Origin of the sequence: Azospirillum brasilense, from assembly GCF_003349955.1 — a bacterium.
Taxonomy (GTDB): Bacteria; Pseudomonadota; Alphaproteobacteria; order Azospirillales; family Azospirillaceae; genus Azospirillum; species Azospirillum brasilense_B.
In genome coordinates, this window is sequence record NZ_QLKQ01000123.1 from 1 (window position 1) to 12,883 (window position 12,883).

At 69.0% G+C, this 12,883-nt stretch carries 14 protein-coding genes; 8 read left to right on the top strand and 6 right to left on the bottom strand.

The window, feature by feature from the left end:
• Positions 1 to 104 precede the first annotated feature (104 nt).
• The 3 genes from DXK32_RS30415 to DXK32_RS30425 all read left to right on the top strand — a co-directional run bounded on the left by DXK32_RS30415 (position 105) and on the right by DXK32_RS30425 (position 3,067).
• Entirely contained in the window at positions 105 to 698 is a 594-nt protein-coding gene (locus DXK32_RS30415) for a UbiX family flavin prenyltransferase (RefSeq protein WP_041810970.1), read from the top strand.
• A 57-nt stretch (positions 699 to 755) separates the two neighbouring features.
• The gene (locus DXK32_RS30420) at positions 756 to 1,448 is read left to right on the top strand and encodes a carbonic anhydrase (RefSeq protein ID WP_114861919.1); all 693 of its coding nucleotides are present in this window, start codon (positions 756 to 758) and stop codon (positions 1,446 to 1,448) included.
• Between the two features lie 254 nt (positions 1,449 to 1,702).
• A complete protein-coding gene (locus tag DXK32_RS30425) occupies positions 1,703 to 3,067 on the top strand; it encodes a flagellar hook-basal body complex protein (protein ID WP_114861920.1) in 1,365 nt (454 codons plus the stop codon).
• Here DXK32_RS30425 and DXK32_RS30430 read toward each other — a convergent pair.
• A complete protein-coding gene (locus DXK32_RS30430; protein WP_114861921.1) occupies positions 3,057 to 4,838 on the bottom strand; it encodes a tetratricopeptide repeat protein in 1,782 nt (593 codons plus the stop codon). The two genes, DXK32_RS30425 and DXK32_RS30430, sit on opposite strands and share 11 nt — an antisense overlap.
• Positions 4,839 to 5,054: 216 nt before the next feature.
• Between DXK32_RS30430 and DXK32_RS30435 the strand changes: the two genes are divergently transcribed.
• Positions 5,055 to 5,447 carry a hypothetical protein gene (locus DXK32_RS30435; RefSeq protein ID WP_114861926.1) on the top strand — a complete coding sequence of 131 codons (393 nt, stop codon included), beginning with the start codon at positions 5,055 to 5,057 and terminating at the stop codon, positions 5,445 to 5,447.
• Here DXK32_RS30435 and DXK32_RS30440 read toward each other — a convergent pair.
• From DXK32_RS30440 to DXK32_RS30450, 3 genes are read right to left on the bottom strand one after another with little or no spacing between them, the layout of a single operon-like run.
• Positions 5,431 to 6,015: a GNAT family N-acetyltransferase gene (locus DXK32_RS30440; protein WP_114861922.1), complete on the bottom strand. Its 585-nt coding sequence runs from the start codon at positions 6,013 to 6,015 to the stop codon at positions 5,431 to 5,433. The genes DXK32_RS30435 and DXK32_RS30440 overlap by 17 nt on opposite strands.
• Positions 6,016 to 6,028: 13 nt before the next feature.
• Complete coding sequence (locus DXK32_RS30445) at positions 6,029 to 6,487, bottom strand: TIGR02444 family protein (protein ID WP_114861923.1); 459 nt, start codon at positions 6,485 to 6,487, stop codon at positions 6,029 to 6,031.
• 29 nt (positions 6,488 to 6,516) lie between these two features.
• Positions 6,517 to 7,602, bottom strand: a complete 1,086-nt coding sequence (locus DXK32_RS30450) for an ATP-dependent 6-phosphofructokinase (RefSeq protein ID WP_014239910.1) — start codon at positions 7,600 to 7,602, stop codon at positions 6,517 to 6,519.
• 217 nt (positions 7,603 to 7,819) lie between these two features.
• On the opposite strand from DXK32_RS30450, the gene DXK32_RS30455 reads away from it, so the two are divergent.
• From DXK32_RS30455 to DXK32_RS30470, 4 genes are all read left to right on the top strand, one after another.
• The gene (locus DXK32_RS30455) at positions 7,820 to 8,005 is read left to right on the top strand and encodes a YdcH family protein (protein ID WP_014239909.1); all 186 of its coding nucleotides are present in this window, start codon (positions 7,820 to 7,822) and stop codon (positions 8,003 to 8,005) included.
• A gap of 162 nt (positions 8,006 to 8,167) precedes the next feature.
• The gene (purE, locus tag DXK32_RS30460; protein WP_051140162.1) at positions 8,168 to 8,635 is read left to right on the top strand and encodes a 5-(carboxyamino)imidazole ribonucleotide mutase; all 468 of its coding nucleotides are present in this window, start codon (positions 8,168 to 8,170) and stop codon (positions 8,633 to 8,635) included.
• 3 nt (positions 8,636 to 8,638) lie between these two features.
• Positions 8,639 to 9,721 (top strand): 5-(carboxyamino)imidazole ribonucleotide synthase, encoded by a 1,083-nt coding sequence (locus DXK32_RS30465; RefSeq protein WP_114861924.1) that lies wholly within the window; start codon positions 8,639 to 8,641, stop codon positions 9,719 to 9,721.
• A gap of 307 nt (positions 9,722 to 10,028) precedes the next feature.
• Complete coding sequence (locus DXK32_RS30470; RefSeq protein WP_114861927.1) at positions 10,029 to 11,711, top strand: sensor domain-containing phosphodiesterase; 1,683 nt, start codon at positions 10,029 to 10,031, stop codon at positions 11,709 to 11,711.
• 20 nt (positions 11,712 to 11,731) lie between these two features.
• Here DXK32_RS30470 and DXK32_RS32465 read toward each other — a convergent pair whose 3' ends face one another.
• On the bottom strand, positions 11,732 to 11,908 hold the full coding sequence (locus DXK32_RS32465; protein WP_162801422.1) for a hypothetical protein: 177 nt from the start codon (positions 11,906 to 11,908) through the stop codon (positions 11,732 to 11,734).
• 142 nt (positions 11,909 to 12,050) lie between these two features.
• Entirely contained in the window at positions 12,051 to 12,764 is a 714-nt protein-coding gene (locus tag DXK32_RS30475; RefSeq protein ID WP_114861925.1) for a DUF599 domain-containing protein, read from the bottom strand.
• Positions 12,765 to 12,883: the final 119 nt, after the last annotated feature.

Here is a 12,883-nt window from a genome sequence, read left to right on the forward strand (position 1 = left end):
GCCCTCCGCCCCCGGCGACCGTTTCCCCGGAATCCGACCGGCCCTTCGGAATCCGTGAAGACCGCGCTCTGGACGACACCCGGCCCGCGCGCTACTTCTTCGGCATGACCGCACCCTCCCGTCTCGTCGTCGGAATCAGCGGAGCCTCGGGCGTGATCCTGGGCATCCGGCTGCTGTCCGTGCTGCGCCGCATCGGCGTCGAATCGCACCTCGTCGTCAGCCGCTCCGCCGAGGTCACCCTGGCCCATGAGACGGACATGAAGGTGGCGGAGCTGCGCGCTCTCGCCGACGTGTCCTACGCAGCCGCCGACATCGGCGCGGCCATCGCGAGCGGCAGCTTCCGCGCCATGGGCATGATCGTCGCCCCCTGCTCCGTCCGCACGATGAGCGAGATCGCCACGGGCGTGACCTCCACCCTGCTGACCCGCGCCGCCGACGTCACGCTGAAGGAGCGCCGCCCGCTGGTGCTGATGGTGCGCGAGACGCCGCTGCATCTGGGGCACCTACGCACGATGACCCAGCTGGCCGAGATGGGCGCGGTGATCGCCCCGCCGGTCCCCGCCTTCTACAGCCGCCCGCAGACCATCGACGATCTGGTGGACCACGCCGTGGGGCGGGCGCTCGACCTGTTCGGCCTGGACGCGGGCATCGTCCGTCGCTGGGGCGAGCCGGCGCCTGCCGAGGTTCTGGAAACATGATCCGGCCTGGGCTATACCGCATCCGCTAAATCCCGACCGAAGAGGGGTATCAGAACGATGCCACACAGCAGCGACCAGGACGTTCCGATTCGTCAGCTTCTCGCCGGGATGAAAGGATTCCGCGCCCGCTACTACGAGCGCCGTCCCGAAGGCATGCGCCAGCTCGTGACGGAAGGGCAGAAGCCGCAGATCCTGGTGATCGGCTGCTCCGACAGCCGCGTCGATCCGGCCCTGCTCACCCAGGCGGAGCCGGGCGAGATGTTCGTCGTCCGCAACGTCGCCAACCTCGTCCCGCCCTACCAGCCGGACGGCAGCTACCACGGCACCTCGGCGGCCATCGAATACGCGGTGCGCGTGCTGAACGTCAAACACGTCATCGTGCTGGGCCATGCCCTGTGCGGCGGCATCCAGGGGCTGATCCGCCTGCGCAAGGGCGAGCCGGACCAGAACGACTTCGTGTCGCCCTGGGTGTCCATCGCCAGCGCGGCGCTCGATCCCTACATCCCGCCCGCCCAGGGGGACACCGACGAGGAGCGGCGCAAGGCCGAGTTCGAGCGTCTCCAGCAGAAGCCCGACGTGATCGAGCGCGCCGCCGTCCGCACCTCGGTCGACAACCTGATGACCTTCCCCTTCGTGCGCGAGCGGGTCGAGGCCGGGTCGCTGGAGTTGCACGGCTGGTGGTTCGACCTGGACAGCGGCGACCTGTGGGCCATCAATTCCCAGACCAAGATGTTCGAGCCGGTCGATTGAGGCCGGTCGATTGAGGCCGGTCGATTGAGGCCGGTCGATTGAGGCCGGCTGATTAAGGGTGGCCGATTGAGGGCGCCGGGTGGGCGAAAGCTGCCCAGCGGACGGTGAGGAGCCGCTTCCGCCGGGAAATTTCTGCCCATCCCTTCGCCCGGCGGCCCCAGGAAATCCCGCCCTGTTTTTTGGCACGACGGTTGCAAATCCCAGATCGGCGCGTTCCGGCGGACGCGCGTCGATGGGAATGAGGCGGCCGGACCATGGGCATCACCACGATCTTCAACAATGGCGTTCTCGGGCTGACGGCTCAGAACCGTGCCCTGGGCACCATTTCGAACAACATCGCGAACGCCTCGACGTCCGGCTACAAGGCGTCGGAAACCCAGTTCTCCGACTTCGTGCTGAGCGACCGCACCGGCAACAAGGACCCCGGCAACGGCGTGCGCGCCTTCGAGCGGCTGGACCACAGCGGCGGCACCGTCACCCAGACCGGCGTCACCACCAACGCGGCCATCGTCGGCAACGGCTTCTTCGTCGTCCAGGATCTCGCCGCCCAGACCGGCACGACCACCACCCAGACAAGCGACGATACGATCTTCCTGACGCGGTCGGGCGATTTTTCCCCCGACAAGGAAGGCCGTCTGGTGAACGGCGCCGGCAAGGCGTTGATGGGCTTCAAGCTCGACCCCGCCAGCGGCAGCGGTTCCTTCGGCAGCCTCAGCAGCATGACCCCGGTTTCGTTGAGCGGGTTGCAGGACTACCGCGAAGCGTCGACCCAGGCGTCGCTGAATCTCAACCTGCCGTACGACCAGGCCCCGGTGACCGGCCAGATCACCACGGCGAACACCACCGGCGTCGTTCTCAACATGGTGGACAAGAACGGCGCCGACGGGGCGATGGCCTTGCGCTTCGTGAAGACCGGGCAGGCGGAGGACGGCACCTCGACGTGGCAGGTCTTCAACGCCGGGGTCGTCGGCGCCGACGGCAAGCCGGTGGGCAACGGCAACGTGAACGACCCCACCACCTGGCAATCGCTCGGCACGCTGAACTTCGCCCGCAACGGCACGCTGACCGGCGGCCCCACCGGCAGCCCGGTGACCCTGACCCTGAATCCCGGCGGCGACTTCGCCCAGACGACGCTGGATCTCGGGTCCTATGGGAAGATGACCAACTCCATCACCAGCATCGCCGGCATGGAACTGGGCATCGTCCAGGGCAACAACGGCATCCGCGCCGGCACCTACCAGGGGGCGGAGCTGACCGAGGACGGCTTCGTCGCCGCGAACTTCCAGGGCGGAAGGCAGCGCTACATCTACCGCATCCCCGACGCGACGGTGATCAACCCGACCGATCTGGAGAGCGTGTCCGGCACCATGTTCCGGACCACCGCCAATTCGGGCGCCATCCGCCTGAACTCCTTCGGCAATTTGAGCAACGAGACCGGCACCAGCGCGCCGAAGACCGTCGGCGCCTCGCTGAGCACGGCCAGCGTCGAGGGCTCCAACGTCAAGATCGAGGAGCAGTTCACCACGCTGATCCAGGCGCAGCGCACCTACTCAGCCGCCTCCAAGCTGGTGTCCACCGCCGACGAGATGACCCAGACGACGATCACGCTCAAGTCGTAAGAGCCGCGGCGCGCAGCGCGTCGGCGACGCGCCCGGCCACCTCCCTCCAATCGCCGACGCGCGTCTGGCGGAACAGGCGGGCGGTGGGGTACCAGGGGCTGTCCTCCCGCTCCAACAGCCAGCGCCAGTCCGGGGACAGCGGCAGCACCACCCACACCGGCACCCCCAGCGCCCCGGCCAGATGCGCCGGCCCGGTGCAGGAGGAGATCACGAGGTCGAGGTTGGCCATGATCGCCGCGGTGTCGGAAAAATCGGCGATGTCCGGCCCGAGGTCGGTGAAGGACCCCGGCATGGCCACCCGCTCCAGATCCTCCCGCCCCGGCCCCTTCTGAAGACCGAAGAAGCGCATCCCCGGCACGTCCAGCACCGGCCGCAGCCCGGCCAGCCGGGGCGAGCGCAGCGCGTCGCCGGGAAAGCGCGGGTTGCCCGCCCAGACCAGCCCGACCCGCAACCCCGGCCCACCCGTCACTTGCCCGTGCGCCAGCCGCGCGCTCCAGGCGGCAACGCGTTGCGGATCGGGGCGCAGATAGGGCACGGCGGCGGGCACATCGTCCAGCCTGGTCCCGAAGGCGCGGGGCAGGCTCATCAGCGGGCATTCGAGATCGAAGTCCGGCAGGGGATCGCCGCGGGCGATCAGCCGCTCCACCCCCGGCAGGCCCGACAACACGCTCATCAAGGGCCGCTGCACCTCCAGAATCACCCGCGCGCCGCGCGCCGCCACCAGCGGAACGTAGCGGACGAACTGCAGGGTATCGCCCAACCCCTGCTCGGCGTAGAGCAGGATGGTGCGCCCGGCGATGTCGCCGCCGGTCCAGGTGGGCTGGGCGAAGCGGCGCCAGGGCGGTTCCGCCCGCGCGTCGTGGCGGCGCCAGTCGAACTCCGGCCAGCCGCCCTCGCAATCGCCAGCCAGCAGCCGGGCGAAGCCGCGGTTCCAGCGCATCCCGGCATCGCCCGGGCGGGCCTGCAACACCCGGTCGAAGTCGGCGAGCGCCTCCATCGGCCGGGCCATGGCGAGCCACGCGTTGCCGCGCGCCGACCACAGGGACGCTCCGGAAAAGCCGTGTTCCTCTGCCGCGGCGAAGGCCGCCAGCGCCTCGTCGAAGCGGCCCAGCCCGGCAAGCAGCGATCCGAGGTTTCCCCACGCCGCGCCGTAGCCGGGCGCAAGGTCCAGCGCCGCGCGGTAGGCGGCCTCCGCTTCGTCCCACCGCTTCAGCGCCGCGCAGGCGGAACCGAGCATCATCCAGGCCGCCGGCGATGCCGGCGCCAGCGCGGCGGCGCGGCGGGCCGCCCGCTCCGCCTCCTCTCCCCGCCGTCCGGCCAGCGCCGTTTCGGCAAGGTTCACCAGGGCATCCACCGAGGCCGGAAGCAGCGCCAGAGCCCGCTGCGCCGAACGGGCGGCCTCCGGCACCCGGTTCAGGTCGCGCAGCGCGCCGGCCCGGCTGGCGTGGGCGTCGGCGAGCAGCGGGTCGAGCCGCAGCGCGCGGGCGTAGACGGCCTCCGCCCCCGCCGCGTCGCCCATGGTCTGAAGCGCGCCGGCGAGGTTCGATTGCCCGCCCGCCGAGTCGGGGCGCAGCGCCAGCGCCCGGCGCAGCAGACGCGCCCCGTCCGCCGGTCGGCCCGTCTGCGCGTGGAGCACGCCCAGGAACTGCGCGGCGTCAGGTTGTTCGGGGTCGGCCTCCAGGATCCGCCCGTAGAGGATCGCCGCCTCGGCCAGACGGCCCGACTGGTGGTGGTCGATGGCGGCCAAAAGGGCCTCGATGATCGTCGCCATGGGACGTGCCTGATGGTGGAAGGGGTACCGGAAGCCGAAGGAATGGTCAGCGCCACTGACGGATTGATCACAAGTCCCGCCGTTCCCGCAACCCACCCACGAGAAGCCCCGCGTTGCATTTCACTTTTGCAAAACTTATGCTGCACCCCATGTCCTGGAGCATACCAGGGTATTCAGCGCGAGGACCGGGTCCCGCTTATGAAAAGCATTCCGTCGATGACAAGCACCTTGAACGTCTGCGCCCTCGCCCTCACCTGCGCTCTCGTCCCGGCGATCCTGACCGCGGCGCCCGCCGCGGCCAACGAGAAGCCCGCCGGCGGTGGATGCCCATGGGCGCAGGACGTGAAGCTGGACCTCAACGGCAAGACGCTCACCCTGAACCAGGAGGCCTTCTCCGCGAAGGGCGAGCCGCTGGACCTCGAGGGCTATCAGATCTACCCGCTGCTCGACCAGTTGAAACTCCGCATCCGCGGGCCACGCGGTCAGGAGTGGGAAGCCGGGCTGACCCGCCTGTCCGGCGGCAAGCGCTGCCAAGCCTTCTATGTCGGCAAGCCCTTCCAGGTTTCCGACGAGACGGGCGACCAGAACAGCCTCATTCTCGTCCGCTGAGTCCATCTCTCATCCCGTCCCGCCAGCGGTCGCGCCCGATCCGGTAGAGGACGTGCCGCTTCAGGCGATGCCCGTCGGGAACCCGCGGGTGATCGAAGTCGTCCGCCGCGTCGCGCTCCATCCCCAGCCGCTCCATGACCCGCCGCGACCGCCGGTTCTCCGGCACGGTGAAGGCGACGATTTCGTCGAGCCCGACCGTGCCGAACCCGTGGGCCAGCGCCAGCCCGGCGGCCTCGGTCGCCAGTCCCTGCCCCCAATAAGCCGGGTCGAGCCGCCATCCCACCTCCACGGCGGGGGCGAAGGGCGCCTCCCACGTCACGCGGGCCAAGCCGACGAAACCGATGAAGGGGCTGTGGCCGGGCCGCTCCACCACCCAGAAGCCGAAGCCGTGCCGGTCGAAATGCTCACCGATGCGCTGGATCACCGCATCGCTCGCCGCCCGGTCGGCAAGCGGCAGCAGATGCTCCATCACCAGAGGGTTCTGCGACAGCGCGTGGAAGGCGTCGCCGTCCCCGTCGCGCCAGGGACGCAGGATCAGGCGCGCGGAGGTGAGCGTGACATGCGGCATCGCACCGGCTCCGTCAGGGCTCGGGCGGCGTGGCGAGCGCCGCCAGCAGGGCCATCAGTGCCGGGTCGCCTTCCGGCACCAGCCGGTAGAGGTTGGCCGCGGCCAGCGCGATACCGCCGCCCGGCGCGGGGGTAAGCCCGGACAGGGCGAGGAGCCGGTCCTGCTGGACACGCTCCGCCTCCAGTTCCGCCGCCTTCAGGCGCGTGTAGAGGGCGTCGTCCTCGCCCTTCGCCCGGCGGCGGACGGCGCGCAGCGGGCGGACCACCTCGTCCCGCCAGGGAGCGACCGCGGTGTCGATCCGCGCCAGCTCCTCCGCCGGCAGGCCGGCGTTGCAGGCCATGCCGGCCCAGGCAGCGAACAGCAGAAGGTTCACGTCCTGGCCGAGCCGGTCCTGGAGGTCGAGGCAGGCGGCGGGCACGCCGGGCCGTCCATAGACGGCGAGCGCGAAGTCCCAGAGCGGGTTGTCCGACATCGCCGCGCCTGCCTCTCTGGAGTTTCCGCTCAGTCGCCCAGGCTGATGCCCAGGCCGCGGGCGGTTTTGACCATGGCGCCGTCCAGCTCCACGCAGGCGTATTTGGCGATGGCCTCGGTGATCGGCACGTCGATGACGCCACGGTCCGACCAGGCGACCATGCGGTCGAACTTGCCCTCCGCGATCAGGTCCACGGCGTGCACGCCGAAGGCCGAGGCGACCAGACGGTCGCGCGGGCTGGGCATGCTGCCGCGCTGGACGTGGCCCAGAACGGTGACGCGGGTCTCCGCCCCCGTCGCCTCGGCGATCTTCTCGCCGATGTAGTCGCCGATGCCGCCGTAGCGCTTCTGGCCGCCCTGGAACAGCTTCTGCACGCCGGTGCCGTCCACGGTCTTGACCGCCTCCGACACCACGACCAGCGCGAAGTTGCGGCCGGTCGAGCGCACCTGCTTGATCTTCTGGGCGATCTTCTCGATGGAATAGGCGATCTCAGGGATCAGCACCACGTCGGCGCCGCCGGCGATTCCCGCGGCCAGGGCGATGTGGCCGGCGTCGCGGCCCATCACCTCCAGCACCATGACGCGGGCGTGGCTGGCCGCGGTCGGCTGGAGCCGGTCGAGCGCCTCGACCGCCACGCCGACGGCGGTGTCATAGCCGACCGACACCTCGGTCAGGCCGAGGTCGTTGTCGATGGTCTTGGGGATGCCGACCATCTGGAAGCCGCCCTTGTCGGCCAGCTTCTTCAAGATGGCGAAGCTGCCGTCGCCGCCGATGCCGATCAGCGCGTCCAGCCCCAGCTCGCGGTAGCCGCCGATGATCTCGTCCGACCGGTCCTTCTGCGTGCCGTCGGCCATCGGGTAGGCGAAGGGGTCGCCGCGGTTGGTCGTGCCGAGAATCGTGCCGCCCATGCGCATCATGTTGCCGTCGACCTGCGGCAGATCGAGCACCTGGTACTGCACCGGGCGCTGCAGCAACCCCTGGGTGCCTTCCTTGATGCCCAGGACCTGCCAGCCGTAGGTCAGGACGGCCCGGTGGACCACCGCGCGGATGACCGCGTTCAGCCCGGCGCAGTCGCCGCCGCTGGTGAGAATGCCGATGCGCTTGCCTGCTGTCATGGATGACTGTCCCGTGTCGTCTGGAACCGCTGCGAAAGGTAGTCATACCAGAACGTTGCTCCACCGCAATGGTTCTGGTCCTCCGAGTATATTACATTCCGGCGACCGGATTATAACCCTGCGAAGAATGCGTGGTTTCGCACTGCCGTTGCGCCGGAAATCTGGTATAGTCCCCGCCGCTCAGCCAGCGGGCCCCGCGCGTATGAACGAACAAGAGATGCTGAAGGAAAAACTGGCCACGCTTCGCAGCGAGCATCGCGACCTCGACGACGTGATCGCCCGACTGCACGAACGTGCGCCGTTCGACCAGCTTCAGATGCAACGTCTGAAGAAGCGCAAACTCGCGCTCAAGGACCAGATCATGGTCCTGGAAAGCCGTATGCTGCCCGACATCATCGCCTGAGACGGGTTTTCGGCGGGGAACGTGGCCCGGCGCATCGCGTCGCGCTGGACTCCGCGCGCGCGCTTTCTATAATGCGCCGCTTTCCGGACCTAGAGGAAAGCGCGCGCCGTGTCCGCATCCATCGCCGCCACCACCGACCGCAAGCCGCTGGTCGGCATCATCATGGGCAGCCAGTCGGACTGGACCACCATGAAGCACGCCGCCGAGACGCTGACCGCGCTCGGCGTCCCGCACGAGGTCCGGATCGTCTCCGCCCACCGCACCCCGCAGCGTCTGGTCGAGTACGCCACCACCGCCCGCGAGCGCGGCCTGAAGGTGGTGATCGCCGGGGCCGGCGGCGCCGCCCACCTGCCGGGCATGGCCGCCTCCATGACCCCCCTGCCCGTCTTCGGCGTCCCGGTGGAAAGCCACGCGCTGAAGGGCATGGACAGCCTGCTGTCGATCGTCCAGATGCCCGGCGGCGTTCCGGTCGGCACGCTGGCCATCGGCAAGGCCGGCGCGATCAACGCCGCATTGCTCGCCGGCTCGGTCATCGCCCTGATGGACCCGGCCGTCGCCGAGGCGCTGGACGCCTGGCGCGCCCGCCAGACCGCCGCCGTCGCCGAAGCCCCCGTCGACGAGCCCGCCTGAACCATGGCCCACCGCATCCTTCCGCCCGGCTCGACCATCGGCATGCTCGGCGACGGGCAACTCGGCCGCATGACCGCGCTCGCCGCCGCCCGGCTGGGCTACAAGACGCACGTCTACGCGCCGGGATCGCAGGGCAGCCCCGGCGCCCAGGTCGCGGCGGCCGTCACCTCGGCCGGCTGGGACGACCTCGAGGCGCTGGAGGCCTTCGCCCGCTCCGTCGACGTGGTGACCCTGGAGTGGGAGAACGTCCCGGTCGCCGTGGTCGAGCATCTGAACCGCTTCACCCCCGTCCACCCCGGCGGGAAGGTGCTGTCGGTCGCCCAGGACCGGGTGGAGGAGAAGTCCTTCGTCAACGCGCTGGGCATCGGCACCGCCCCCTGGCGCGCCGCCCGCAGCGCCGACGAGGTGGCGGCGGCGGTGGCGGAGATCGGGCCGCGCTGCATCCTGAAATCCACCCGCCTCGGCTATGACGGCAAGGGGCAGGCGCGGATCGAGCCGGGCAGCGACCCGGCGGAGGCCTGGGCGGCCATCGGTTCCGACGCCGGCATCGTCGAGGGCTTCGTCTCCTTCACCTGTGAGGTGTCGGTGATCGTCGCCCGCGGGCTGGACGGCCGCATGGCCGCCTACCCCGCCGTGGAGAACCGGCACAAGGACGGCATCCTCGACCGGACCATCGCCCCGGCCCGCGTTGCGGCTGAGACGGCGGCGGAGGCCGAGCGGGTCGCCCGCCGCATCGCCGAGGCGCTGGGCCTCGTCGGCGTGCTGGCGGTGGAGATGTTCGTGACTCCGGACGGCGGCGTGCTGGTCAACGAAATGGCCCCGCGCCCGCACAATTCCGGCCACTGGACCATGGACGCCTGCCATTCCTGCCAGTTCGAGCAACTCGTCCGCGCCGTCTGCGGCCTGCCGCTGGGCTCGGTGGAGCGGGTGGCCGACGCCGAGATGGAGAACCTGATCGGCGCCGACGCGGACCGCTGGCCGGAGCTGATGGCCGAGCCGGGCGCCCGCCTGCACCTCTACGGCAAGGCCGAATCCCGTCCCGGGCGCAAGATGGGCCATGTGACGCGGCTCCATCCCCGCTCCTGAGCTTTCCGGCCGATTCTCCGCTTTCGATCGTCGCTGCGGGCCGTTTCCTGTCCGGAAACGGCCCGCAGTCGTTTTTTTCTCGCGGCGGGTGCGATAATCCGGCGCGGCTCAAAACCATATTTCTCTTTAAATCATTGAAAATTCTAGGTTCCGAATTTTTCTTCGGAATGGCGGGGCAAATCTTGCCGCTTTTTTCAGAACGGGAACACGGCTAGTCTCCATTCAATGAATGACGCAATTCGATAAACTTTTTCTCAATTTCGGGCTATTGCCGATGCAGCTTGCGCACGACTCGATCAGACGCCCGGTGCCTCAGACCAGCACGCAGGTCCGGCGCCCGTCGCACCGCGAGCGCGATCGCTTCGTCGGCTTCGCCTTCGCCGCAGCGGATCTGCTGATCGAGACCGACGCGAAGGGCACCATCCTGTTCAGCGCGGGGGCGCGCTGCCGCCTGACCGAAGGCGACGTCGGCGGCCTGGTCGGCAGCAACCTGCTCGACGTCGTGGCGCCCAACGACCGCAAATACGTCACGGTCCTGTTCAAGCGCATCCAGGACAAGGGCCGCATCAAGCCGGCACGCGTCGTCTTCCAGGGCTGCGACGGCAACCGCTTTCCGGCGCTGCTCGGCGGCTGCCGGCTCGACTCCTGCCCCGGATCGCTGTTCCTGACCGTCCTGCTCGCCTCCGGCCCGCGCAACACCAACGAGGCGCTGGCCGCCGCCGGCCAGCTTCTCGACGGCAACGCCTTCAGCCACATCCTGGAGGACCGCATCCTCAAGGCGCGGGAGAAGGGGCTGGACAACGCCCTGACCCTGCTGCTGATCGACGGGCTCCAATCGATGGTCGACGCCCTGCCGGAAGGCGCGGCGAGCGAGGTGATGCAGGGGATCGAGGCCTATCTGCGGGCGATCTCCGCCAACGGCGACAGCGCCGGGCAACTGGCCACCGACCGCTACGGCATCGTCCACGCCTCCGACATCGACGGGCAGGAGGTGCAGGACCACATCACCCAGATCATCCAGAGCGTCGGCGGCGAGCTGCCCGGCGGCATCCGCACCTGGTCGCTGGACGTGTCGGACGAGCGGCTGGACCCCGCCGACGCGGCGCGCGCGCTGGTCTACACGGTGCAGGCCTTCGCGTCGGCCCAGGGTGGGGAGTTCACCATCTCCAGCCTGGAGGACGGCGCCAAGCGCATGCTGTCCGACGCGGTGGACCGCATCGGCCGGCTGCGCGCGACCATCGAGAAGCGCGACTTCTTCGTGGTCTACCAGCCCATCGTCGACATCGGGACGCGGACCGTCCACCATCTCGAAGCACTGACGCGGGTGGAGGGGATGCCGTCCCCGGCGGACTTCATCACCTTTGCCGAGGATGTCGGGCTGATCTACGACTTCGATCTGCTGCTGACGCAGTCGGTTCTGGACACCATGCACGCCCACCGCAAGGAACCGACCCTGCCGGACGTGGCGATCAACCTGTCCGCCAAGACGCTGATGAGCCCGATCTTTCTGCGCCAGTTCCTGGCGGTGACCGAGCCCTACGGCGAGCTGGCCCGCAAGCTGCTGGTCGAGGTGACGGAGACCGTCGTCGTCACCGACATCGCCAAGCTGAACGAGGTCCTGCAGAAGCTGCGCGCCGCCGGCTTCCGCATCTGCCTGGACGACGTCGGGGCCGGATCGACCTCCTTCCAGTCGCTCTACGGCCTCCAGGCCGATTTCGCCAAGATCGACGGGCATTTCGTCCGCGGCGCCGTGCAGAACGGGCGCGACATGGCGATGCTGCGCTCCATCGTCGACGTGTGCGGCCAGCTCGGTCTCGGGCTGATCGGGGAGCAGGTCGAAGGGCCGGAGCACGCGCAGCTTCTGACGGAGCTGGGTGTGCCGCTGGCGCAGGGCTATCTCTACAGCCGCCCGTCCCGCGACTTCGCCTATTTCGCGAAGGATTGGGCGAAGATGGCCGGCACGGGCGGCAAGGTTCTCAGGAAGGGCTGACGCGAAACGCGTACCCGACGCTACGCCAGTTCGTGCGCGGCGTCGATGCAGTGGCGCGCCTGATCGAGAAGCGCGCGGTTGCGGTCCATGAACTCCTTGGCGGCACCGCAGGCCCCCGGATGCAGCCGGACTTCCGCCAGGAGCCGTTCCGCCTCGTCCAGCGAATTCAAGACCGATACCGCTGTGTCGATGTCCATGGCCAACCCCCTCAACATGGCGTGCTGCAGCGCACGCGTTCATCAGGCGGCTATGACAAAAGCATTAATTTGCGCTGCAGCGTATTGGCCATAACGTCGCAGATTTAGAACATTTTAACCTATTTCTCGCCAAAACCGTGCATCATGGCCGTTTGCGTTTCTCCAACGCATCCGCCTGTACGCGGATGACCTTCTCCGTCGCGGAGAAGCCCTGCCGGCGGGTCAGGACGACGATGACCGCCGCGGTGGACACCATGAAGAACCAGGGGCCGAGCATCCAGGCCAGCGCCGCCATGGCAAAGTAATAGGCGCGCATGCCGCCATTCAGCGCCTTGACGGCCAGCGTCATGGCCGCGGCGATGCTGTCCGCCATGGCCGTCTTCTCTTCCGCCGGCACCGGAGGCAGCGGGGCGGAGCCGATCAGGGCGCAGCAGTAATTGTACTGGCGCAGCGCCCAGGTGAATTTGAAGAAGCCGAAGGTGAAGATCGCCACGAGCAGCAGCATCTTCAGCTCGAAGAACTCGCGCGTGGTCTGCACCGTGAAGGACAGCGTGCCGACCAGCTTGTGGGCGTTCTCCACCGCGCCGAAGGCGCCGACCAGACCGGCCAGCACCAGCATGTTCGTGCTGGCGAAGAAGGTGCAGCTCTGCATCGTGTGGCCGACGAGCTGCGAATCCATGATGCGGTTGTCGCGCTCCAGCATCCGCTCCATCCAATGGCGGCGCACCTTCTTCAGATGCTGGTTGACGACCATGCGCCCGCCCAGCATGTGGTCCTGGATCAGCGTGAAGCCCGCCCAGCAGGCGAGGAACCACAGGAAGGCGACGGTGTCGAGGAGGGTGATGTCGGGCGTCACGGGCGGACACTCTGGCGCGAGGGGAAGGGGACGGTCCGGCGCAAGGGTTTAGCCGTCCCCCCGCCACCTGTCCAGGGGCGCCCCGGTGGGAGAGGTACTCCCCACCCTGCCCCTTACCC